Genomic DNA, 21,563 nt, shown 5'->3' with positions numbered 1-21,563 from the left:
GTTCCGACGCAGTGACAGCGGCAATGAATACGTAGCAGTCAATGAGGAGGCAGCAAGATGACGACCCTGATTCGCGGCGGCACGGTAATCGATGCGGACCGTAGCTGGCGGGCGGACGTGTTGTGTGCGGACCCGCAGGATGGCGGCACGATCCTGCAGATCGGCCCGGACCTGGAGGCGCCGGCGGGCGCGTCGATTGTCGACGCACATGGGCAGTATGTGATGCCGGGCGGCATCGATCCGCATACGCATATGGAGTTGCCCTTCATGGGCACCACCGCCAGTGACGATTTCTATACGGGCACCGCGGCGGGTCTTTCGGGCGGCACCACGAGCATCATCGACTTCGTGATTCCCAGCCCGCGCCAGTCGCTGATGGAGGCGTTTCAGTCATGGCGCGGCTGGGCCGAGAAAGCTTCCGCGGACTACGGGTTTCATGTCGCGGTGACATGGTGGGACGAATCGGTGCATCGCGACATGGGCACGCTCGTGCATGAGCATGGCGTGTCGAGCTTCAAGCATTTCATGGCCTACAAGAACGCCATCATGGCGGACGACGAGGTGCTGGTGAACAGCTTCGCGCGCTCGCTCGAACTGGGGGCGCTCCCTACCGTGCACGCGGAAAACGGCGAACTGGTGTTCCAGTTGCAGCGGCAGTTGCTGGCGCGCGGCATCACCGGGCCGGAAGCGCATCCGCTTTCGCGACCGCCCGAGGTGGAGGGGGAGGCGGCCAACCGCGCAATCCGGATCGCCCAGGTGCTGGGCGTGCCGGTCTATATCGTGCACGTGTCGTCCAAAGATGCGGCCGATGCGATTGCGCGGGCGCGCAGCGAAGGACTACGGGTGTTCGGCGAAGTGTTGCCGGGGCATCTGGTGATCGATGAGGCCGTCTATCGCAACCCCGACTGGACCCGCGCGGCGGCGCACGTCATGAGTCCGCCGTTTCGTTCTGCCGAGCATCGCGAGGCGCTTTGGGCCGGACTGCAAGCGGGACAGTTACACACCACCGCGACTGACCACTGCGTATTTTGCGCATCGCAAAAGGCGATGGGCCGCGAGGACTTCACGAAGATTCCAAATGGCTGCGGCGGTGTCGAAGACCGCATGGCGGTGCTCTGGCATCACGGCGTGAATTCGGGCCGTCTCACGCCCAACGAGTTCGTGCGCATTACCTCGACCAATGCCGCGCAAATCTTCAACCTGTATCCGCGCAAAGGAGCCATCCAGGTCGGGGCCGATGCCGATATCGTGGTGTGGGACCCGGCCGCCACCAAAACGATTTCCGTCAAGACACATCACCAGAAGGTGGACTTCAACGTGTTCGAAGGCATGACGGTGCAGGGGGTGGCAACCCATACGCTCACGCGCGGGGCGCTGGCCTGGACGGATGGCGATCTGCGTGCGGTACGGGGCGCGGGTCAATATCTGAAGCGCCCGCCGAACTCCGCGTACTTCGATGCGATCCGGGTGGCTAACAAACTCAAGGAGCCGCACGCGGTCGAGCGGTAAGTGAGTCTGCGCCTGACCCGTGGGGATGCGTCTTCGGGTCAGGATTTTTTGCTCTTCATGACGGCGCGCTAGCGCTTCTGCCAGACCCGCAGTCCAAACTGCGGCAGCACCCCATAGACATGGTCGAGCATGTCCGACTGGATACGTTCGAACGATTCCCAGTCGGTGTCGTCGATGTACAGGAACAGCTCCAGCGGCAGACCGCGGTCTGTCGATTGCAGGAGGCGGATCACCAGCGGCATATCCGTACGGATCGTGGGATGCTGGCGAAAATACCCCGTCAGATAGCGGCGAAAGATGCCGAGATTGGTCAGGCGCGGATCTTCCTCCGCGAGGATCAACGGCGTCTGCAAATCCGTGCTGGCCTGCAGCTTCGCGAATAGTTCGTCGTCGCCAAACCGGATGCTGTCGACGTCCAGATGAATCTCGTGTTTGAGGCGCCGTCCACCGGATTCGACCATCCCGCGCCAGTTCTTGACGCCGTTGCTCAGCAGGACATAGCTGGGTATGGTCACAATCGCGTTGTCGAAATTGCGCACGGTAATCGTATTCAGGGCAATGTCGACAACCGTGCCGTCGGCGACGAAGCCAGGCACTTCGATCCAGTCGCCCACCCGCAACATGTCGTAAGCGGCCAGCTGGATGCTGGCGACGAAGCCCAGCAACGAGTCGCGAAAAATGATGATCAGGAGTGCTGTCATCGCGCTCACGCCGGTGAGGAAATAGGTGGGCGATCGATGCAGCAGCACGGAAATGAGGGCGATCAGGGCGGCCAGATACAGGACGATGGTGGCAACCTGCAGGAAGCTCTTGATCGGCCGCTCGCTCGCGTGCGGAAAATGGCTATAGCGATCCTCGATGCTGGCGAGAAAAGCGAAAGCCGCGCGCAGTATTGTCAGCACCATGTAGCACGCGGCGAGCGTCGCGAGTGGCGCCCCCAACAGGTAGACCACAGGAAACGACAAACCCGATATCAGCGGCGCTGACAGATAAACAAGGTACGCGGGCACCAGCGGCGCGAGGCGATCGAACACCTTGTGCTTCACTGCGGCTTGCAGCCATTTGCGGCGTTCGCCGCGCGCGAGCCGCCCGACGATCCACAGCATGATGAAACGCGTGAGGTAATAGCAGAGCGTGCTGATCAGCAGAATGAACAGCAGCAACGCGATCACGAGAAGCGTGGCGACGGCGGCGCTGTCGGTATAGGCATAAAAATGACGGTGCCCGTCGCGGTCCGTCACGATCTGGAAGATGCCACCGAACATAGAACCTCGCAGTGATGAGCAGGTCGTTCTTGCAGGGCTTCCGGTGGCGCCGATAACCGCCGGCGCGGTACAGAGGGATGACCCAGCGGCCTTAGCCTTTGCTGCAGTGCGGGTGAGGCCGGCTTCGGCGCCTCAAGCGGTATTGTAATGGCGGCCGTGCCCCGCGCGTTCAACGCGCTGAAACTCGCATCCTGACGGCTTATCACCGATCCGCATATTCTTCGAAAACTTCGTGCTTTGTCGAAACGCAGACCGTTTGCTACAGTCCGCCCACTCTGCCGGGGCGCCTAGCCGCGCAGGTACCGATTCTCCATACCAATACCTACGGAGCACACGCTCATGAAGTCGATTCGTTCCATTCTGTTGATCGCTCTCCTGCAGGCCGCGGCCGTGACCTCGGCTTTCGCTGCAGACGAGCTTGCCCAGATCAAGGCATCGGGCGTCTTCAAGGTCGGCACCGAAGGCACCTATGCGCCGTTCACGTACCACGATGAAGCGGGCAAGCTGACCGGCTTCGACGTGGACATCGCCACGGCCATCGCACAACACCTCGGCGTGAAGCCCGAGTTTGTCGAAGGCAAGTGGGACGGTCTGATTGCCGGCCTCGACGTGAACCGCTATGACGCCGTGATCAATGAAGTCGCCATTACCGATGCGCGCAAGGTCAAATACGATTTCTCGACGCCGTACATCACCTCGCATGCGGCCCTGATCGTGCGCGCGGATAACACCAGCATCAAGCGCTTCGACGACCTGAAGGGCAAGAAATCGGCCAATACGCTGACCAGCAATTTTGGCAAGATCGCCAAAGATCACGGCGCGGATGTGATCCCCGTGCAGGGCTTTAACGAATCGATCGACCTGCTGACCTCGGGCCGGGTCGATGCGACCGTCAACGATTCGTTGTCGTTTCTCGACTTCAAGAAGCACAAGCCGGACGCGCAGGTGAAGATCGTCGCGCTCGACAATTCCGGTGACAGCGACAAATCGGCGGTGCTGTTGCGCAAGGGCGATCCGGCGCTGGTGGAAGCGGTCGACAAGGCGCTCGCCGACATCAAGGCGGACGGTACCTACGAGAAGATCTCGCAGAAGTATTTCGGCAAAGACGTCTCCCAGTGAGCGCCGTCCGGCTCTGAGGGGTCTGAAACATGCCAGCCTGGTTGCACCTGATGGCACAGTCGCTGTGGCCCCTGCTGTATGCGGGGCTCGTGTTCACTGTGCCGCTCACGCTTGCGTCGTTCGCGCTCGGTTTGATGCTGGCGTTTGCCGCCGCGCTGATCCGCCTGTTTGGCCCCGCCTGGGCGGTGGCGGTGGTGCGCTTCTATGTCTGGCTGATCCGCGGCTCACCGTTGCTGGTGCAACTGTTTGTGATCTTTTACGGACTGCCGAACGTTGGGATCGTGCTCGACCCATTGACGGCGGCCATCATCGGCTTCTCGCTGAATGTCGGCGCCTACAACTCCGAGGTGATTCGCGGGGTGATCGAGTCGATTCCGAAGGGCCAGTGGGAAGCCGCCTATTCGATGGGGATGACACGCGGCGAGGCGCTGCGCCGCGCGATTGTGCCGCAAGCGGCACGGGTGGCATTGCCGCCGCTCTCCAACTCGTTTATTTCGCTCGTCAAGGACACCTCGCTTGCGGCCGTGCTTACGGTGCCTGAAGTGTTTCAGGCGGCGCAGCGGATTGCTTCGGTGACCTATGAGCCACTGATTCTGTATACGGAAGCGGCGCTGGTTTATCTGGTGTTCAGTTCGGTGTTGTCGTCCGCGCAGGTGCGGCTCGAGAAACGCTTCGGCCGGCACGCGCTTTTCCAGGCGGGGAACTGATGATCAAACTGGAAAAGATTGAAAAGTTCTTTGGTGAGCATCGGGTGCTGAGTTCGGTGGATCTCACGCTCGCTTCCGGCAATGTCACGGCATTGATCGGCCCATCGGGCAGCGGTAAAAGCACGTTGTTGCGTTGTGTGAATCTGCTGGAAATTCCCGAGGGCGGCTCGCTCGAACTCGGCGACCGGCGGCTCGAATTCAGCCGCCAGCACAAGCCTGCCCGCGACGCGGTGCTCGCCATCCGGCGTCGCACCGGCATGGTGTTCCAGAACTTTCAGTTGTTCCCGCATCTGACCGTGCTGCAGAACGTCATGGAAGGCCTCCTGACGGTGCAGAAGTGGGACAAGGCGCGGGCACGCGAACGTGCGCATGAATTGCTGACCAAAGTGGGCATCGCGCATAAGGCGGACGCGTGGCCCGCGACGCTTTCCGGTGGGCAGCAACAACGTGTCGCGATTGCACGGGCGCTGGCGCCGTCGCCCGAGGTGTTGCTGTGCGACGAGCCGACTTCGGCACTCGACCCCGGCCTCGCCGCAGAGGTGGTGGAAGTATTGAAGCAGCTGGCCAGCGAAGGCATGACGATGCTGATGGCCACGCACGACCTGCGGCTTGCCGCGTCGATCGCACGCGATGTCGTGTTCCTGAGTAACGGTGTGGTGGTGGAGCAGGGCGCGTCGCGGCAGATCTTCACCCAGCCTCGGCAAGCCGAGACCGCGCGTTTCGTGTCCACGTTGACGCAAACGCTGCCGGACGCATGGGCCAGTTGAGTCCGCCGGGTTCGCAATACGCTTTTGCTGCTTCGGCGTCGGGGCGACCGTACGGCCTTCGCTTGCGTGCTACAACACCTGCGATGAGGTCGGTACGCTGGTGTCGGTAGTGCGGCGCCTCTCGGCGCAGCGCTGAGGCTTTGACGGCGGCGCGCCGCACAGCGCGCGCCACCGCTCGTCATCATTGCGGTTTCACGAACCTCAAGGTCATCCGGTCCGACTCGCCGATCGCGGCGAAGCGCGCCTTGTCCAGGCTGCCGCCTTCGTAAGTCGGCGGTAGCGACCACACGCCGTGCGGATAGTCCTTCGTATCGCGCGGGTTGCTGTTGATTTCGCTGTGTCCGGCGAGTTCGAAGCCGGCGGCACGCGCGTGCTCGACGACGTACGCCTCCGTGACATAGCCGCTGTCGATCATCTGCTGTAGCGAAGTACCCGGTGCCGCACGATGTTCCTCGACGCCGAGCATGCCGCCCGGTTTGAGCGCACGGTAGAACGCGCGCAGGTTGGCATCGAGCTGGCCGTCCTTGATCCAGTTATGGATATTGCGGAACGTGAAGACGCGATCGACGTTGCCGTTCGCCGCGAAACCGCTGAACTGTCCCGCCTGCAGGGTGCCGACGACCACGTTGCCATAGACGGCCGGCGTCGCGGCGAGCTTGCGCGCAAACGCGGCGGCACCGGCCTGTTCTTCGGCCGCCGCCGCAGGCGACGGGCTCACGTATTCCGCCTCGTAGAGCAAGCCGTGATCGTGCAGGTAAGGCGCGAGAATGTCGGTGTACCAGCCGCCACCCGGCGCGATTTCAAGCACCGTTTGCGCGGGTGCGATCTCGAAGAATTGCAGTGTGTCTTGCGGATGACGATAGACGTCGCGCGCTTTCGCGGCGTCGCTGCGCTGCGGACCGGCGATCGCGCTGGTAAGCGACGCGTCCGTGCCGGATGGCGCTGACGCGCAGGCCGCAAGCAGCAGTGCCGCCAATAGCCCGGTAATGGAGTAACGCAGCGTGCGGAACATCGGATTGGGATGGTGAGTCATGGCACCTGGAATGAGTTCGAGTGGGCCGCGGCAAACCTGAGTCGCGACGGCAACAGGCCTAACGATAAGCGTTTGCCGCGCGCTTTGCACGCATGACGCACGCAGGCAGTCGCTGGCGGCTCCTTGAAATGGACGGCGAGACACGGTGGCCTGGCAGGGAGGCTGGCACGTGGCCTGCAAGCGCGGCGGATTCAGCGTATGTTATTTCGCGAGTTCGCTCCTCATTGCTGCTTGCCTCTGACTGGCGCCAACCCAACACGAGGCGGGCGCGAACATGGCGGAGCAGACTGCATTGCAAGTGCCTCTCTATCCCGCGTCGCTCGTCAGGCGATACGCGGCCGTCGATTCAAGCGGAGATTGCCTTTATGTCGATCCAGCCACGGCAGTTGCACCTCGGTGCCTTCATGCGACCCGTGACCATTCACACCGGCGCGTGGCGTTATCCAGGCGCGTATCCGGATGCCAACTTCAATTTCGCGCACATGAAGCGCTTCGCGCAGACGCTCGAGCGCGGCCGCTTCGACGCGTTTTTCATGGCCGATCACCTTGCGGTGCTCAACATGCCGGTGGCGTCGTTGAAACGCAGCCACACGGTCACGTCCTTCGAACCCATGACCCTGCTGCCGGCGCTCGCGGCCGTCACCGAGCATCTCGGTCTGATCGCGACAGCGTCCACGACATTCGACGCGCCGTATCACGTCGCACGCCGCTTTGCCTCGCTCGATCACATTAGCGGCGGCCGCGCGGGCTGGAATCTCGTGACTACGTCGAACCCGGACGCGGCGCTAAACTTCGGGCTCGAAGAACATGTTGAGCATGACGAACGATATCGACGGGCCCGCGAGTTCTTCGATGTCGTCACGGGCCTGTGGGACAGCTGGGCCGACGACGCGCTGATTCGCGACGTCGACTCCGGCATTTTCTTCGACCCCGACAAACTGCATGTGCTCGATCACAAGGGCCAATACTATTCGGTGCGAGGGCCGCTCAACATCGCCCGTCCGGTGCAGGGTTGGCCCGTGATCGTTCAGGCGGGATCATCGGAAGCGGGACGGCAGATCGCCGCCGAGACGGCGGAGGCTGTTTTCACCGCGCAGACGACGCTGGCCGAAGGGCAGCGTTTTTACGCCGACGTGAAAGGCCGCATGGAGAAGCTCGGACGCGCCCGCGACCATATGAAGATCTTGCCTGCCGCGTTCGTGGTGGTGGGCGACACGCTCGACGAAGCGCTCGAAAAGCGCGCACGTCTGGACACTTTCGTGCATTACGACAGCGGGATCGCGTCGCTATCCATTGCGCTCGGACACGATGTGTCGGGCTTCGATCCGGACGGACCGCTGCCCGACATTCCGGAAAGCAACGCGAGCCGCACCAGCCGGCAGCGCGTCGTCGAATGGGCCGAGCGGGACAAACTGACGATTCGCCAACTGGCGCAGCGCATTGGCGGCTACTCGGGGCTGGAATTCGTCGGGACGCCCGCGATGATTGCCGATCAGATGGAAGCGTGGCTCGTCGGTGAGGGCTCGGACGGCTTCAACGTGATGTTCTCGCATCTGCCGGGCGGCCTCGACGATTTCGTCGACAAGGTGATTCCGGAATTGCAGCGCAGAGGGATTTTCCGGCGCGAATACGAAGGCGCGACACTGCGCGAGAACCTTGGACTGCCGCGCCCGGAGAACCGCTTTTTCCCCAGTTGAATGTGGCGTGGCCGATGCTGCCCCTGAAACCAGACAAGGGAACGCTGCGTATAAGCTTCCAGAGCGACGTCATGATGCTCGGCAAGACCGGCGTGGCTCGTCTATGCTGGTAAACAATGTTCGACCCAATGTCCGGTCGTTTTCGGCTGGCAAGACGCGGATCGTGCGTGACCCCATTCCATTCGTCGGAGGCAACATGAAACTCACATCGAAGCTATTGCAGGCCCTATTGTGCGCAGGCACCCTCGCCGTCGCCGCGTACGCGGGTGCTCAGGGTCTCGCCCCGCAGGACGATGTGTACGCGCCGCAAAACGGCAAGCAGTTGATGCCCAATGCAGCGCTCGGCAGCGAATATCCGTCGCACGGCAATCAGCAGGCGGGGGAAATGAACCTCAATCCGACCGATCCGCGTGCGCAACTCGTCAATGGCCTGCCCAATAATGTGGAAGCGGGCGGCTATGGGGCGCCGCTGGCCGGCGTGCGCACCAATGTCCAGCCGCCGCCGTCGAATTGACTTCAGGTACGCGGCAGCATCTGTGCAGAGAGGGTATTGCGATGTCCGACGGCGACCGGCAGAGGTCGACCGTCGGGCATCGTTTCAATTGCGTTTCACGTAATGCTCAGTAGTGCTTGATTCGGAAGGGCGGGGAGATCGTGAGTGCGGCTTGAGGGGGTGCGGCTTGAACCGGGTGAAAGGATAAGCGGGCGAGCGGGACGGCAATGGCGGGGCGGACTGCGCGCGTCGCAGCCCTTACGCTACAATGCCGACAGCCTGAAAAACGGAATATCGATGAAGACCCGCACTCTATGTATCGCATGCGTAACGACCGCCGCCGTGCTGCTGGCGGGGTGTACCGCCGTCTACAAGAACACCGACGCGTGTGAACAGATGATGCGCAGCAAGCTGGCTGACGTGTCGCCCGAACAGTTGCCCGATATAGCCAGCAGCAAGCTGTCGGTCGGGCACCGCGGCACGGGGATCGACGGCACGCGGGTTGTGGTGGAGGCCACGCTGTCGCGGATGCAGACCGAGGAGGAAACGGCTGCATCGGCGGCCCAGGCGGCGTCGGCGCCCCCGCCGGGCTTGTCCTCGGCGGCAGCCCGTGCGAAAGCGTCCAAACCCCGGAAGCTGGCGAAGAACGTAGCGGCGGAATGCACGTTCACCGGTTTGAATCTGGCGTCATTCCGGTGGCTGGCACCGAAGGAACTCTTGCAGACCAGCGACTCGGCGGTTGGCGACACCAGCGAATAAGGGCACTTGCGTTGCGTCACACAGGGCAACGCTGCGCTTTGCCCTGCCTCCAGTATCGACCGGTTTCAGGGGCATTCGCCCCGCTTCCCCCTGAACTTCAAGCGCTGACGACGGCCGCAGCCGCTTGGGCATTGCGCTTGCGGGTGTCGTGTACGAGTTGCAAAACACGTTCGCCGAACACCTCTGGACGTCCCTCAAAAAGCCTTTCAACCGCCTTGGTCTCGATCAGCTGGCGTCGCAAAGCCTCGCGTTCTTCATGCTGCGAGATCATGCGCACGGCGGCTTCGATATAACCCTCGACTGTCTCCGCCGTGGTCCAGGCGGGCATACCGGCGCGCTCGAACAACGCGCCGTCGATATGCTCGAAGACTTCCGGACCGGTCTTGCAGACGCCCGGTAAGCCGAGCGTCAACGCATCCACGATCCCGTTGGTATTGCCGAACGGGAACGGGCTCAGAAACAGGTCCGACTCGTCGACCCGCGCCAGGTAGCCGGTGTAATCGTGGTAACCGTGCGTGATGGCGCCCGGCACGGCCACGCGGATGACACGCCGCATGTGGTTGAGCGGCAAGCCGATGCCGTTACCGGTCATGAAATGGAACTGTACAGGCAGTCCGGCGCGCGCCTGAATCTGGCGGCAGGCATCGAGAAAGGCCGGATTGAGCTTCATTGGACTGGCCGTGACGATGATCTGGATCGTCTCGCGCCGCTCGGGCACGCGCGGCGCGATGTCCGGTAGCGCACGCGAGGCGCGATACGGCTGGCCGTCGCGCGGCAGTGTGAGGAGGCGTTCGCTAAAGCAGGCCGGGTCGCCGACGTAGTCTTCCTCGACGCTGATGTAATCGATCTTGTCGGAGTGCGTGGTGGCCGGATGGCCGAGCGCGGCGATCTGTAGCGGCGCGATGCGCAGGTTCGACATGAACACGGTCAGCACGAACATGCCGACGCTCGGCATATACAGCACGTCCGGCTGCTCGGCTTCGGCGAATTCGCGGATCGTCTTCAGGCACTCGCCGAGATAGTCCGGTTCTGCCAGTTCGATAAAGCGGTCGAAGACCGCGCGTCCGGCGTCGTCGACCGCGTAGCCGAAGCCGAAGCCGACCACCTCGAAATGCTCGCGCGCGGCCTCGATGGTCCTTGAATGGGTGCGATAGATCGAGTGAGCGCCACTGAACCATTCCGTGACGACCACCATCAACGGCTTCTTGCGGCGCTTCCCGCTCGCGGTGGATGGAGCCGCTTTCTGCGCAGTCAGATCGGTGAGTCCGAGCTGTGCCAGCTTGCGGAGCACCAGCACATTGATGTCCTGCTTGATTGCGTGACGCGCGGGCGTATCGGCGTAGCTGCAGAACATATAAGCGTTGTGCAGCACAGCCGAGGGCAGGTCGTCCAGATCGTCGATCTGTTGCAGCTTGCCTGGCAGCCATTGCAGCAAGGTTTCGCGCTTGCCGTGCGCGTGGGCCGAGCCTTGGAAAACCGGTGCCATCAGCGCGAGTGCGAGGCAGGCGGCGAGGGTCTTGTCGTGCGCCCAGAGGGCGGCGAAATCGAGCTCCCAGGCGGATTCGCCGGAGTAGAGGAGGCACAGCTTTTCGACAAAGCGGTCGCCGGGGAGAAACGGTGCGCCAGCCGGACCGCGTGGATTCAGATGACGGAGGATGTGATCGGCGTTGCCGAGCGCGGTGGCCGAAAACAGCACGCCAATCCATTCGTGCAGCGTCAACATCAGCCGGAAGCAAACGGTGGTGGGACGAAAATCCGGGTCGGCAAACAGCGTTGAAACGGCCGTTGCGAGGCGCGTGCAAAAGCGCGCATGTTGCTCGCCAGGCGACAGATCGCTCAGCCCGGACCCACGAAAATCAGCATCCAGTTCACCGCGTTTGCGATGCAGAAGTGCCAGAAACGCGATGAACTGGATCGAGGCGCGATCGTACGCGCGGGTGTAGACGAGTTCTTCGAAGTCGTCGAGCGAGAAAATTTCTTCCATCAATTCGATACGTTTATAAAGATAGGGAGGACTAACAATATTGAGATGATGTAGTCCAGAATCGAATTATCGCAGTTGGCTCGTATCAATTTTGTCTAGTGCGGGACTTTGGGAATTTTCTGTGCGGGTGCCTTGCGCGCGTTTGCGTACCGAATGGTTAGAAGGCGTAATAAGGACCGGCGCCTGCGGAGGTCAGGCGTGACTCGATTGCGGTGTAGACGCGGCGTCCGTAGAAGAACGGCAAGCCCCAACCGAAACCGTTGCTGGCGATGCCGGCGAGGTTGTCGAAGGCGTTGTTCGCGCTGTTGAAGAGCGCCGTGGAATAACCGATCGAGTAGGCGATCGTGGAGGCGGCACCGTCCGTGCCCGCGATGCTTGCCGTCGCGGCAACCGGCGTAGCGGGGCAGTACCACAGGCCGCACTCCGGTAACCCGGCGTCGGCGATGAAGAGGGCATTCGAGCCGCTGTCCAGGTAGCTGCGCGAGTAGGTTTGCCCGCCGCTCTGCGTGGTGACATAGCCGCTTTGCGCGTTGGCCCGCAGCACCGTCGCACCGCCGAGCACGTTATCGGCCTGGGTGCCGATGCCGAAAATCAGCGATCCCGCGACCGATGGCGCGCCGCTATCGGCCACCGCGGGCAGGTCGATGATGACGCCGTTGTTATCGAGCGGGAATTCGCTTACCGGATTCGTGACCTGTTGGGCGAGCGGCTGGGCGGCGGCCTGGCAGGCGCCGTTCGCGGCACAGCTGTAATACCAGCGCGGCAGGGCGGCATTCTCGCAGGCATTGCCGCAGTCCGCCGCGAACAGGCCGACGCCGAGAATGCCGTTGCTGTGCAGGAACAGGTCGCTTTGCATGGCGAGGCCCGCGCCCGCGCAGTCGGACGGCACGGTGGGCACTGCGGGGTCGGCGATCAACTGGACCGGCAGCGCGGCGGCGAGCTGGCCGGCCATCCGCACGTCCGCGCTGCGCACCGCGCCCCAGGTGTAGCCGCCGCCGAACACCGCACACTCGCCGGTCGTGCCGCCGCCGGACGGCAGCGCCGCCAGTTGCAGGCCAGCCGGCAGTGCCGAGGCGAGAATGCGCAGGCCCTGGGAGCCGGTATCCACCTGAATATTGTCGATCGTCGCGCAGTGGCGGGTGCCGGGCTCACAGATCGTGACGCTGGTGGTCAACATATTGCGGATCAGACCGGGCGCGGCGGCGACGGCGATCGGCTGAACGTTTGGCGTAGTGGATTGGGGAATCGCTACGGGGCCGGCGGTAAGTGGCGCGCTGGCTGCTGCGGGGTCGGAGGCCGGGACGGCAGCCGCGCCGCTCGTGGTGGGATTGGCGCTCCCTCCGCCGCCTCCGCCGCAGCCGGCGAGGCAACTGCCAAGTACGCTGTACAGCAGGAGCAAGGACACGATGCGGGTCGGCATGAGTGGACTCCTTCAGGGCAGATCGGCAGGTGTGACGCCGGCAGGCAAAGCCGCGGGCAGCCATGCTCGACCCACGTAGCTACGCATCTGGCCCCCGGACTCTACGACCACATCGGAACGGGCCACCCGCGACGCATGCAGGTCGTGACTCCCGGTCAATCCTTCGGCAGCGCCGGCGCGATAGGACGCGTCGTATGCGCCCAGCAGCGCGGGCAGATCGGGGATCGTGGGGCCTTGCCAGGTGTAGGCAAAGATTTGCCCGGTGCTGGAGGCGTATTCGTTCACGGTCGTGCCGCCCGCGTCGCGCTGGGTGCGCATCTGCACCGCGCCGTTGAGCAGCGGCACGGGTGCGGCGCTCGTTCCCAGCCGCGCGCTGGCCATGGTGTCGCCGAGTGCCGCGCAGGCGTCTGCTGCCGGAAGCAGTAAGCTGAACATCGCCGACCACGCGACGCTTCCAGAAATACGGAAAAGGATCGTCCTCGACATCCGCATGCTGACCTCTTCGTTCTTTTAAAGATGACGAATTCAAGATATCACTGGGGTTTCTTGGCCAAAGCGGGCGGGGGATCGCGAGGCATTCTGGAATCTCAAAAATTGCCGTCATGCGAACCGGAAATGGCTCGGTAAAACAATGGGATAGGGTTTCTGTCAGGACAGTCTGATGTCGATGTGGGGAATGTTGTGAACTGTTAAAACGACCCGCTTTCGACCCGCGCGTCATCTGCGCTTCACCGCCCCGGCGAGTCGTGAATACCAGCGGTCAAAATGGCCCCCGCGCGGCCGCCAAACCGGCTTTTTGCACATGAGCCTCCGGGATCGGTAAAATAACGGGTTGATCCACGGAAACTTGCCGTGGCGTAGCGGAAGGATTCCCTGAACATGACTGATCTTCGTCTTACCAAGCGGTATGCAGTATTGCTGATGGCAGGCGGGCTGGTCGCCGGCTGCGGTACCTCGTCGCCGACCCAGATTGACTACAAGAGCGACTCCAAATCCAAGCAGGTGTCGCTGGCCGTTCCGCCGAACATGATCGAGGAGACGTCCGATCAGCGCTCGCTTCCGCCGCAGGGCGGCGAGACTTCGTTGTCCACGCTCAAGCAGGTTCAGGCGCAGGCGCCGGTTTCCGACCTGACCGTGGTGCCGGCCGTCCAGGGTATGCACATCCAGCGTGACGGCAGCGAGAGCTGGCTCGTGATCGACGGCAAGACGCCCGATCAGGCGTGGGCGCAGATCCGCCGCTTCTGGCAGGAGCAGGGCTTCCTGCTGGTGGTGGACCAGCGTGACAAGGGCGTGATGGAGACCGACTGGAATGAAACCCATGCGCAGATCAACGACGGTCTGATCCGCGATACGCTGTCGAAGGCAATGGGCAATTCGTACGTGGCCTCGGAACGCAACAAGTTCCGCACGCGCCTCGAAGCGGCGCCGACCGGCGGCACGTACGTGTTCATCAGCCAGAAGGGCATGCAGGAAGCCCTCAGTGGCGCGAACAACGAGTCGACCACGTGGCAGCCCAAGCCGAACGATCCGGGTCTCGAAACCGAATACCTGAAGCGCCTGATGGCGTCGCTGGCACAGGCCGATTCGCATGCTGCAACGGGCGACACGCAGAGCACAGCGCTGTCGCCGGCTGGCACGCAGACGGCGCCGGGCGCCGCAACCGCAGGGGCAAACTCGGCGGCCGCCAAAACGGCAGCGGAAAACGTCGCCATGTCGACGCAGCCGCCAAGGCCGGATCAGAACGAAACCTCGAACACGTCGGCTCAGTACACGTCCACTGAACTTACGCTGGGCGAGCCGTATGACCGCGCATGGGTGCGCGTGGGCATCGCGCTGGACCGCAGCAACTTCACGGTCGAGAATCGCGACCGTACGCGCGGCCTGTATTCGATCCGCTACGTAGATCCGAAGGACATGCGCTCCGCCGAGCAGGGCTTCTGGAGCCAGGTATTCAACGGCAAGACCGAAAAGGTCGCCAAGCAATACCTCGTGAACGTGCGCGCAGTGACGCCGGACCAGACGCGTGTCGCGGTGGTCGACGACAAGGGTCAGGTCGACGCGTCGCAGCCGGCCAAGGAAATCATGAGTCTCGTGGTCGATCAGTTGCGCTGATTCATCGTCTACGTTGTCAAAAACCCGCCTGGGATGGCTTCCAGGCGGGTTTTTTTATGGCTTGGCGCGGCGGCGGATGGCGTTACTGAAGCGTCAGAAGTGCGACGGCGCGGTTCGCACGAAGTTTGCTTGTCTTGCAAAACCATGACAAAGGAGACCCGCCATGTTCGATGTTATTCCCTACTGGATGTGGGCAAGCAGCCTGCTCGTTCTGGCGCTCGTGTGCGGCGCGGCGCTTTCAACACAGGAATCCAGGGACCGTCACAAGCGCATTCCGCTGCATGTGCGCCAACCGGCGGCGCGCGCCAGACGGTGGATGCGATGAGCCCGCGTGTGGCCTCTGTTACCGCGTGTGCGGGTCGCACGTAACGTGACGTTACGGCGTAACTCGCTGCAAAAGTCCTTCGATTGGCCCGGGAGTTAAAAAATAATGATAAAAATCAACGATCTACATCCATGCGCCAACGGTATTTCCGCCTGGCACGCAAGCTGCTTTTATCTACCTCAAGGGGCCTGATGGCCGTGTAGTAGCCGCTCAGGCGACTGCTGCACGCGAACTCTACCCGCCCCGAATCATCACGATTTCCAGCGCCGGCCAGCCAGCCGGTGCTTCGCCCGATGACGGCCTGCGCGCGTGACGCGCGGCCCCGGTGGCCCCGTCGCCTATCCTCGTAGGGCGACGGTTTTGCCCGCGCCCCTCCCTACGGAGCGCGGGCAATTTTTTTGTGCTTCAGGTATCGGCACGGGTAGGACGGCGCGGCCTCACCCACGGGATCTTTTTGATCACGCCGGTCGCGAGGGCGGTGCCGATGAGGATCACCACGCAGCCTTCAAGCATGCCCGGCGACACGCGTTCGCCGAGAAACAGCGCGCCCCACAGGATGCCGAAGATCGGCACGATGAAGGTCACGGTGATGGCGCGAGCCGGACCGACGGTCGCGATCAGATGGAAGTACAGCATGTACGCGACGCCCGTGCAGGCGACGCCCAACGCGATGACCGCGCCCCACGCGCCCGGCGAGACGGCTGCGTCCGGCCAGTAGATCACCGCCAGCGGGGCGAGTACGACGGTGGCGCCGAGCATGGTGCCGGTGGCGACGGTCAGCGCATCGACGCCGGTCAGGTGACGCTTCGTATAGTTGGCGGCGATGCCATAGAGCAGTGTCGCGCCGAGTCCGGCGCCTGCGGCCAGTGCAGCGGTCATGGGCGTCGCGTTGCCGCCGTGTGACGCGGTGATCTGATCCCACACCAGCATCGATACGCCGAGAAAACCGATCACGAGACCCACGCTGCGCAGCGCGCTCAGCCGGTCCTTGAGCCAAAGGAAGGCCACCAGCGCGCCCCACAGCGGCGCGCTCGCGTTGATCACCGAGGTGACGCCCGCCGACAGCGTCAACTCCGCGTACGCGAACAGACAAAATGGCGCCGCCGAATTCAGCACGCCAACCACGAGCAGCGGCAGCGCACGGCTGCGCAAGATCGTGAGCGACTGGCGCGCCGGGCGTCTCGCGAACAGCACGATCACGAGAAACAGCGCGCCGATCCCGACCCGCAGCGCCATCAGCGGCGCGACGCCAAAGTCGGCGACGCCGATCCGGATGAACAGGAACGACGCACCCCATAGGGCAGCGAGCAGCACAAGCTGGGAGAGGCTTCTGGAATTCATGAGAGGCTCGTCAAACGCGATTGAGTCGATACAGAAACAAATATTAGCAGCGGGAATCTGTGAATATTTCAGGTTCGAATGAAACAGCAAGAATCTCCGGCCGCAGGCTGTCCAGCCTTGTGAATCGTAGGCTTAACCGTCCCGCAGGTAAAACGAGCAATAGTCATCGCTATGTGAGAGAAATTGACAGAACGAAAGCGAAGGTGAAAAAAAGCACGCCCGTGGGCGTGCCTCTTTCATGACGGCGAGCGGAGGCTCAATGCGGAATCATCCATTGCAGGTAGTTCTGCTGCAGCCACACGATGATCCCCAGTACGACGGTCAGGATCAGCGAATGTTTGAACGTCTTGGCGAACACCACCCCTTCCTTGCCTTTGAGTTCGGTGGTGGCGACGCCGGTCGAGATGTTCTGCGGCGAGATCATCTTGCCCATCACGCCGCCCGACGAATTGGTCGCCGCCATCAGGATCGGGTTCAGGTTGAGCTGGTTGGCGGCCACCACCTGCAGGTTGCCGAAGAGGGCGTTGCCGGAGGTATCGCTGCCCGACAGGAATACGGCGACCCAACCAAGGAAGGCCGACACCAGCGGGAAGAACGCGCCTACGGACGCCACGCCGAGACCGAGCGTGTAGGTGAGCCCCGAGTAGTTCATCAGATAAGCGAGCCCGACGATGGTTGCCACCGTCAGAATGGCGATGCGCGTCTGTACCCAGGTATCGACGATGGCGCGGCCGAATTCAGCCAGCGACAGGCGCACCAGCAACGCTGTGATGATTGCCGCCACGAGGATGGCCGTGCCGGTGGCGAGCGGCTGGAAGTCCCAGATGGCCGCGTAAGGCGTGTGATACAGGGTGATGAAGACGGCCTTGTTGAGACCCGGCCACGCCACCTTGATATCGCCGATCGTGAACACCTTGGCGATCGTCCAGACGATCACGACCACGGAGACGATGATCCACGGGTACCAGCCCTGCGCGCCGCTGATCTTGCGGTTGCGGGTTTCGGCGATGCGGTCGATGTTGACGGCGAACTTCGGATCCACGGCGGGCTTCCAGACCTTCAGGAAGGCCACCGTCACGATCAGCGAGACCAGCGAGGAGAGCACGTCGGTCAGGCTGTAGTTCAGGTAGTTCGAGGCGACGAACTGGGTGGCGGCGAAGCTGCCGCCGGCGACCAGCAGCACCGGCCAGATGCGCAGCATGTTGCGAAAGCCCGCATACACGGTGATCACGTAAAACGGCAGCAGCAAGGCGAAGAACGGCAACTGGCGGCCGATCATCTGCGCGAGACTGTCGGCCGGCAGATGCGTGACCGCCGCCAGCACGGTGACCGGCACGCCGAGCGCGCCGAAGGCGACCGGTGCGGTATCGAAGATCAGCGTGAAGGTCAGGGCTTCGAGCGTCGGGAAGCCGAGCAGGATCAGCAGCGAACTGGTGATGGCGACCGGCGTGCCGAACCCGGAGATACCTTCGAGCAGCGCGCCGAACGAGAAGCCGACCACGACGAGCACGATGCGGCGGTCGTTCGGCAGGTTGTCGATCATCCACATGCGAAACGCTTCGAAGCGGCCCGAGCGTTGCGCGATGTTATACAGCAGGATCGCGGTGACGACGATCCACATGATCGGCCAGAGCGCGAACACGGCGCCGGCGACCACGGTGTTGATGGCGAGCCCGACCGGAAACTGCCAGCCGAAAATCGCCACCAGCAGCCCGACGACCAGTCCGGCGAGCGAGGCCTGCCAGGCGGGCCGCCGGGCCCAGCCGAGTAACACCAGCACGACCAGAATCGGCAGCGCGGCAACCAGAAACGACGGCAAGAGCGAATTGCCGATGGGAGTCAACAGTTGATGAAACATCACGTCTCCTTCTTTGTTATTCGAATCGGCGCGACGGACTGCGTGCTACGTGACGCGTCGGATGGAGCAGGACGAATGACGGTACGGCTGCGCGTGGAAACAGCACCGGAATCGCGTATTTAAATAGGTAGTGCACATAGCGATCCCAGCATAAAGCCCGCGTTGGCGCAGTCAAGACGGGAAACTACGGGAGAGGTGACCGTCAGCCGGACGGATGGCTGACGGGTGGCGGGGAAGTGACGGGAAAATGTCGCCGGGTTGGCGAAACGGTCAGATTCGGTGGACTGGAGCGGCGAGAAGGAGGCTGTGAGACGAAGGCTGTGAGGCAAGGGCTATGAAGCGGGGGCTGTGAGACAGAGGTTGGGCCCCACGATCGGGGGCGCAGTCAAATAGCATCGCGGCAGCCGTGGCGCTTCATGGCGCTCACGGCGCGTCGCTACGCGCAACCCTCAATGCCAATGACCGCCACCACCGTGCCAACCGCCACCGCCGTGCCAGCCGCCGCCGTGCCAACCGCCACCCCAGCAGCAACCGCCGCCCCAGAAGCCGGCAAAGCCGATCGAGACGGACGGTCCGTAATACGGATAGCCATAACCGTAGCCGTAGCCATAGTAGGCGGGATAAGCAGGGTAAGCCGGATAAGGGTAATAAGCCGGAGCAGGAGCGGGATAGGCCGCATAACCAGACGTCGCAGCGGGCGCATAAACCTGTTGCTGCTGGGTCGGCGCGTAGGAAGCGGACGGCACCGTGTACGACCCCGAGGCGGTGACCGACGGCGGCGGAGGCGCCGGAATAGAGGCGTGATCGTTCAGGGCCGGCAGCGGCTCGCCGCTGGCGCTGACCGGCACCGCAGTCTGCGCGGCGTAGCCGGGTGCGGTGGTGTAGTAGCCGTTCGCGCCGTACGGATAGTAGCCGTACGGGTAGTAACAGCCTGCCAGGGCAAGCACCGCAGCCGCGGCGGCGAGGCGGGTGGTAGCCGAAAGGGGACTCATGGCACGCTCCTGATGCGTCTGGATGCCGCCACGGTCGACGTTGACGATGTGCAACACGGCACCATTCTCTTAGCTTACGCCGTGCGGCCCCGCATCAGGTTGCAAAGTCGTTACCGCTTATTTCAGTGACTGGCCGAGGATGACGCGCCGCGGCAAGCGCGGCGGCGCGTTCACCCTGCGCCAGCCTCGGGCCTTACTGCCGCTGATAAATCTCAGCGCCCTTTTTCATGAACTCGATCGACTTCACTTCCATGCCTTTCTTCAGGGCTTCGTCGTCGGTCACGCCTTGCTGTGCCGCGAACTCCCGCACGTCCTGAGTGATTTTCATCGAGCAGAAGTGCGGCCCGCACATCGAACAGAAGTGCGCGACTTTGGCCGAGTCCTTCGGCAGCGTTTCGTCGTGGAATTCACGTGCCTTGTCCGGGTCGAGACCGAGGTTGAACTGGTCTTCCCAACGGAACTCGAAGCGCGCCTTCGAGAGCGCATTGTCACGCACCTGCGCCCCTGGATGGCCCTTCGCGAGATCCGCCGCGTGCGCGGCCAGCTTGTAGGTGATGATGCCGGTCTTGACGTCGTCCTTGTTCGGCAGACCCAGGTGTTCCTTCGGCGTCACGTAGCAGAGCATGGCGGTGCCGAACCAGCCGATCATTGCCGCGCCGATCCCCGAGGTGATGTGGTCGTAGCCCGGCGCGATGTCGGTGGTCAGCGGTCCCAGCGTGTAGAACGGCGCTTCGTCGCACCATTCCAGTTGCAGGTCCATGTTTTCCTTGATGAGCTGCATCGGCACGTGACCCGGACCTTCGATCATTGTCTGCACGTCATGCTTCCACGCAATCTGCGTCAGCTCGCCGAGCGTCTTCAGTTCGCCGAGTTGCGCCTCGTCGTTGGCGTCGTAGATCGAGCCAGGGCGCAGGCCGTCGCCGAGCGAAAACGCCACGTCGTAGGCCTTCATGATTTCGCAGATGTCTTCGAAGTGCTCGTACAGGAAGCTTTCCTTGTGGTGCGCGAGACACCACTTCGCCATGATCGAGCCGCCGCGCGAGACGATACCCGTCATGCGTTTGGCCGTCAGCGGCACGTATTGCAGGCGCACGCCGGCATGGATCGTGAAGTAGTCGACGCCTTGCTCGGCCTGTTCGATCAGCGTGTCGCGAAAGATTTCCCATGTCAGGTCTTCGGCCTTGCCGTTGACCTTTTCGAGTGCCTGATAAATCGGCACCGTGCCGATCGGCACCGGCGAATTGCGGATGATCCATTCGCGGGTTTCGTGAATGTGCTTGCCGGTGGAGAGATCCATCACCGTGTCGCCGCCCCAGCGGATCGCCCACGTCATCTTGTCGACTTCTTCGCCGATCGACGAGGTCACCGCCGAGTTGCCGATATTCGCATTCACCTTCACGAGGAAGTTGCGGCCGATGATCATCGGTTCGCTTTCCGGGTGATTGATGTTGTTCGGGATGATGGCGCGGCCGCGCGCCACTTCGTCGCGCACGAATTCAGCGGTGATTTCCGTGAGGCCGTTCGGACCGAAGGCGCTCGCGCCGAACGCCTGGCCCGGATGCTGGCGGCCCATCATGGCAGCGAGCTTTTCGCCGTTCGGGCCGCTCGTCTTCAGCGTTTCCAGATACGCGGCGCGCTGCTGGTTTTCGCGGATCGCGATGTATTCCATCTCCGGCGTCACGATGCCTTTCCTCGCGTAGTGCATCTGCGAGACGTTGGCGCCCGCTTTGGCGCGGCGCGGCGTACGGTGCAGGCCCTGGAAGCGTAATTCGGTGGTGGCGGGATCGGCGGCGCGCTCGCGACCGTAGTCGCTCGTCAGTCCGCTCAGCGCTTCGGTGTCGCCGCGCTCTTCGATCCAGCGCTGACGCAGCGCCGGCAGACCGGCGCGGATGTCGATGGTGGCGTCCGGATCGGAGTACGGGCCCGACGTATCGTAGACAAACACGGGCGGATTCTTTTCGCCGCCGAAGCTGTCGGGCGTATCCGACTGGGTGATTTCGCGCATCGGCACGCGGATATCGGGGCGCGAGCCGGTGACGTAGATCTTGCGGGAGTTCGGCAGCGGGGCAACAGCGGCCGCATCGACGTGAGCGTCGGCGGAAAGGAACTTCGGATTGGCGTTCATGCGGATCTCCATGCAAAACAATATGGGGGGCCGCTAAGCAGGAGACGAGACGGAAGT

At 62.9% G+C, this 21,563-nt stretch carries 18 protein-coding genes; 9 read left to right on the top strand and 9 right to left on the bottom strand.

Annotated elements, in window-relative coordinates; translation table 11 throughout:
- The first annotated feature begins 57 nt into the window (after window positions 1–57).
- Window positions 58–1,509: a dihydropyrimidinase gene (hydA, locus tag P3T43_RS23250; RefSeq protein WP_429283389.1), complete on the top strand. Its 1,452-nt coding sequence runs from the start codon at window positions 58–60 to the stop codon at window positions 1,507–1,509.
- 68 nt (window positions 1,510–1,577) lie between these two features.
- On the opposite strand, the gene P3T43_RS23245 is transcribed toward hydA, so the two are convergent.
- The gene (locus P3T43_RS23245; RefSeq protein WP_429283388.1) at window positions 1,578–2,774 is read right to left on the bottom strand and encodes a mechanosensitive ion channel family protein; all 1,197 of its coding nucleotides are present in this window, start codon (window positions 2,772–2,774) and stop codon (window positions 1,578–1,580) included.
- Between the two features lie 339 nt (window positions 2,775–3,113).
- Here P3T43_RS23245 and P3T43_RS23240 point away from each other — a divergent pair, with 339 nt between their 5' ends.
- Genes P3T43_RS23240 through P3T43_RS23230 form a run of 3 tightly spaced genes read left to right on the top strand, consistent with a single transcriptional unit; the run spans window position 3,114 to window position 5,367 of the window.
- Window positions 3,114–3,893 (top strand): amino acid ABC transporter substrate-binding protein, encoded by a 780-nt coding sequence (locus P3T43_RS23240; protein ID WP_429283387.1) that lies wholly within the window; start codon window positions 3,114–3,116, stop codon window positions 3,891–3,893.
- 29 nt (window positions 3,894–3,922) lie between these two features.
- Window positions 3,923–4,600, top strand: a complete 678-nt coding sequence (locus P3T43_RS23235) for an amino acid ABC transporter permease (protein ID WP_429283386.1) — start codon at window positions 3,923–3,925, stop codon at window positions 4,598–4,600.
- Entirely contained in the window at window positions 4,600–5,367 is a 768-nt protein-coding gene (locus P3T43_RS23230) for an amino acid ABC transporter ATP-binding protein (RefSeq protein WP_429283385.1), read from the top strand. Before P3T43_RS23235 ends, P3T43_RS23230 begins: the two co-directional genes overlap by 1 nt.
- A 181-nt stretch (window positions 5,368–5,548) precedes the next feature.
- On the opposite strand, the gene P3T43_RS23225 is transcribed toward P3T43_RS23230, so the two are convergent.
- On the bottom strand, window positions 5,549–6,400 hold the full coding sequence (locus P3T43_RS23225) for a class I SAM-dependent methyltransferase (RefSeq protein ID WP_429283384.1): 852 nt from the start codon (window positions 6,398–6,400) through the stop codon (window positions 5,549–5,551).
- Between the two features lie 365 nt (window positions 6,401–6,765).
- On the opposite strand from P3T43_RS23225, the gene P3T43_RS23220 reads away from it, so the two are divergent.
- The 3 genes from P3T43_RS23220 to P3T43_RS23210 all read left to right on the top strand — a co-directional run bounded on the left by P3T43_RS23220 (window position 6,766) and on the right by P3T43_RS23210 (window position 9,349).
- Window positions 6,766–8,097, top strand: coding sequence for an LLM class flavin-dependent oxidoreductase (locus P3T43_RS23220; RefSeq protein ID WP_429283383.1), 1,332 nt, complete (start codon window positions 6,766–6,768; stop codon window positions 8,095–8,097).
- Window positions 8,098–8,293: 196 nt separating this feature from the next.
- A complete protein-coding gene (locus P3T43_RS23215) occupies window positions 8,294–8,611 on the top strand; it encodes a hypothetical protein (RefSeq protein ID WP_429283382.1) in 318 nt (105 codons plus the stop codon).
- A gap of 276 nt (window positions 8,612–8,887) precedes the next feature.
- Window positions 8,888–9,349, top strand: a complete 462-nt coding sequence (locus P3T43_RS23210) for a hypothetical protein (protein ID WP_429283381.1) — start codon at window positions 8,888–8,890, stop codon at window positions 9,347–9,349.
- A 97-nt stretch (window positions 9,350–9,446) separates the two neighbouring features.
- Here the strand turns inward: P3T43_RS23210 and P3T43_RS23205 are convergent, their stop codons facing one another.
- The 3 genes from P3T43_RS23205 to P3T43_RS23195 form a co-directional block, all read right to left on the bottom strand.
- Window positions 9,447–11,336: a glycosyl transferase family 1 gene (locus tag P3T43_RS23205; protein ID WP_429283380.1), complete on the bottom strand. Its 1,890-nt coding sequence runs from the start codon at window positions 11,334–11,336 to the stop codon at window positions 9,447–9,449.
- Between the two features lie 154 nt (window positions 11,337–11,490).
- Entirely contained in the window at window positions 11,491–12,753 is a 1,263-nt protein-coding gene (locus tag P3T43_RS23200) for a DUF3443 domain-containing protein (protein ID WP_429283379.1), read from the bottom strand.
- A 12-nt stretch (window positions 12,754–12,765) separates the two neighbouring features.
- Window positions 12,766–13,188: a DUF2844 domain-containing protein gene (locus P3T43_RS23195; protein ID WP_429283378.1), complete on the bottom strand. Its 423-nt coding sequence runs from the start codon at window positions 13,186–13,188 to the stop codon at window positions 12,766–12,768.
- A gap of 444 nt (window positions 13,189–13,632) precedes the next feature.
- Between P3T43_RS23195 and bamC the strand changes: the two genes are divergently transcribed.
- Both bamC and P3T43_RS23185 read left to right on the top strand, forming a co-directional pair.
- Window positions 13,633–14,865 (top strand): outer membrane protein assembly factor BamC, encoded by a 1,233-nt coding sequence (gene bamC / locus P3T43_RS23190; protein ID WP_429283377.1) that lies wholly within the window; start codon window positions 13,633–13,635, stop codon window positions 14,863–14,865.
- 163 nt (window positions 14,866–15,028) lie between these two features.
- A complete protein-coding gene (locus P3T43_RS23185; protein WP_429283376.1) occupies window positions 15,029–15,190 on the top strand; it encodes a hypothetical protein in 162 nt (53 codons plus the stop codon).
- A gap of 405 nt (window positions 15,191–15,595) precedes the next feature.
- Here P3T43_RS23185 and P3T43_RS23180 read toward each other — a convergent pair whose 3' ends face one another.
- From P3T43_RS23180 to thiC, 4 genes are all read right to left on the bottom strand, one after another.
- Complete coding sequence (locus P3T43_RS23180; RefSeq protein ID WP_429283375.1) at window positions 15,596–16,531, bottom strand: DMT family transporter; 936 nt, start codon at window positions 16,529–16,531, stop codon at window positions 15,596–15,598.
- A 256-nt stretch (window positions 16,532–16,787) separates the two neighbouring features.
- Window positions 16,788–18,389: an L-lactate permease gene (locus P3T43_RS23175; RefSeq protein WP_429283374.1), complete on the bottom strand. Its 1,602-nt coding sequence runs from the start codon at window positions 18,387–18,389 to the stop codon at window positions 16,788–16,790.
- A gap of 449 nt (window positions 18,390–18,838) precedes the next feature.
- Window positions 18,839–19,381, bottom strand: a complete 543-nt coding sequence (locus P3T43_RS23170; protein WP_429283373.1) for a hypothetical protein — start codon at window positions 19,379–19,381, stop codon at window positions 18,839–18,841.
- 193 nt (window positions 19,382–19,574) lie between these two features.
- Window positions 19,575–21,506: a phosphomethylpyrimidine synthase ThiC gene (thiC, locus tag P3T43_RS23165; protein WP_429283372.1), complete on the bottom strand. Its 1,932-nt coding sequence runs from the start codon at window positions 21,504–21,506 to the stop codon at window positions 19,575–19,577.
- Window positions 21,507–21,563 lie beyond the last annotated feature (57 nt).

This window comes from Paraburkholderia sp. GAS41 (assembly GCF_050436545.1).
Lineage (GTDB): Bacteria > Pseudomonadota > Gammaproteobacteria > Burkholderiales > Burkholderiaceae > Paraburkholderia.
The sequence above is the reverse complement of the archived record's forward strand: the minus strand, read 5'-3'. Positions and strand labels throughout refer to the sequence as shown.

Bases quoted from the DNA above. Each gene is read 5' to 3' on its own strand.
- thiC (WP_429283372.1), bottom strand. From the start codon at position 21,506: ATGAACGCCAATCCGAAGTTCCTTTCCGCCGACGCTCACGTCGATGCG.
- P3T43_RS23200 (WP_429283379.1), bottom strand. From the start codon at position 12,753: ATGCCGACCCGCATCGTGTCCTTGCTCCTGCTGTACAGCGTACTTGGC.
- bamC (WP_429283377.1), top strand. From the start codon at position 13,633: ATGACTGATCTTCGTCTTACCAAGCGGTATGCAGTATTGCTGATGGCA.
- P3T43_RS23210 (WP_429283381.1), top strand. From the start codon at position 8,888: ATGAAGACCCGCACTCTATGTATCGCATGCGTAACGACCGCCGCCGTG.
- P3T43_RS23170 (WP_429283373.1), bottom strand. From the start codon at position 19,381: ATGAGTCCCCTTTCGGCTACCACCCGCCTCGCCGCCGCGGCTGCGGTG.
- P3T43_RS23230 (WP_429283385.1), top strand. From the start codon at position 4,600: ATGATCAAACTGGAAAAGATTGAAAAGTTCTTTGGTGAGCATCGGGTG.
- P3T43_RS23225 (WP_429283384.1), bottom strand. From the start codon at position 6,400: ATGACTCACCATCCCAATCCGATGTTCCGCACGCTGCGTTACTCCATT.
- P3T43_RS23185 (WP_429283376.1), top strand. From the start codon at position 15,029: ATGTTCGATGTTATTCCCTACTGGATGTGGGCAAGCAGCCTGCTCGTT.
- P3T43_RS23245 (WP_429283388.1), bottom strand. From the start codon at position 2,774: ATGTTCGGTGGCATCTTCCAGATCGTGACGGACCGCGACGGGCACCGT.
- P3T43_RS23235 (WP_429283386.1), top strand. From the start codon at position 3,923: ATGCCAGCCTGGTTGCACCTGATGGCACAGTCGCTGTGGCCCCTGCTG.
- P3T43_RS23240 (WP_429283387.1), top strand. From the start codon at position 3,114: ATGAAGTCGATTCGTTCCATTCTGTTGATCGCTCTCCTGCAGGCCGCG.
- P3T43_RS23175 (WP_429283374.1), bottom strand. From the start codon at position 18,389: ATGTTTCATCAACTGTTGACTCCCATCGGCAATTCGCTCTTGCCGTCG.
- hydA (WP_429283389.1), top strand. From the start codon at position 58: ATGACGACCCTGATTCGCGGCGGCACGGTAATCGATGCGGACCGTAGC.
- P3T43_RS23220 (WP_429283383.1), top strand. From the start codon at position 6,766: ATGTCGATCCAGCCACGGCAGTTGCACCTCGGTGCCTTCATGCGACCC.
- P3T43_RS23195 (WP_429283378.1), bottom strand. From the start codon at position 13,188: ATGTTCAGCTTACTGCTTCCGGCAGCAGACGCCTGCGCGGCACTCGGC.
- P3T43_RS23215 (WP_429283382.1), top strand. From the start codon at position 8,294: ATGAAACTCACATCGAAGCTATTGCAGGCCCTATTGTGCGCAGGCACC.
- P3T43_RS23180 (WP_429283375.1), bottom strand. From the start codon at position 16,531: ATGAATTCCAGAAGCCTCTCCCAGCTTGTGCTGCTCGCTGCCCTATGG.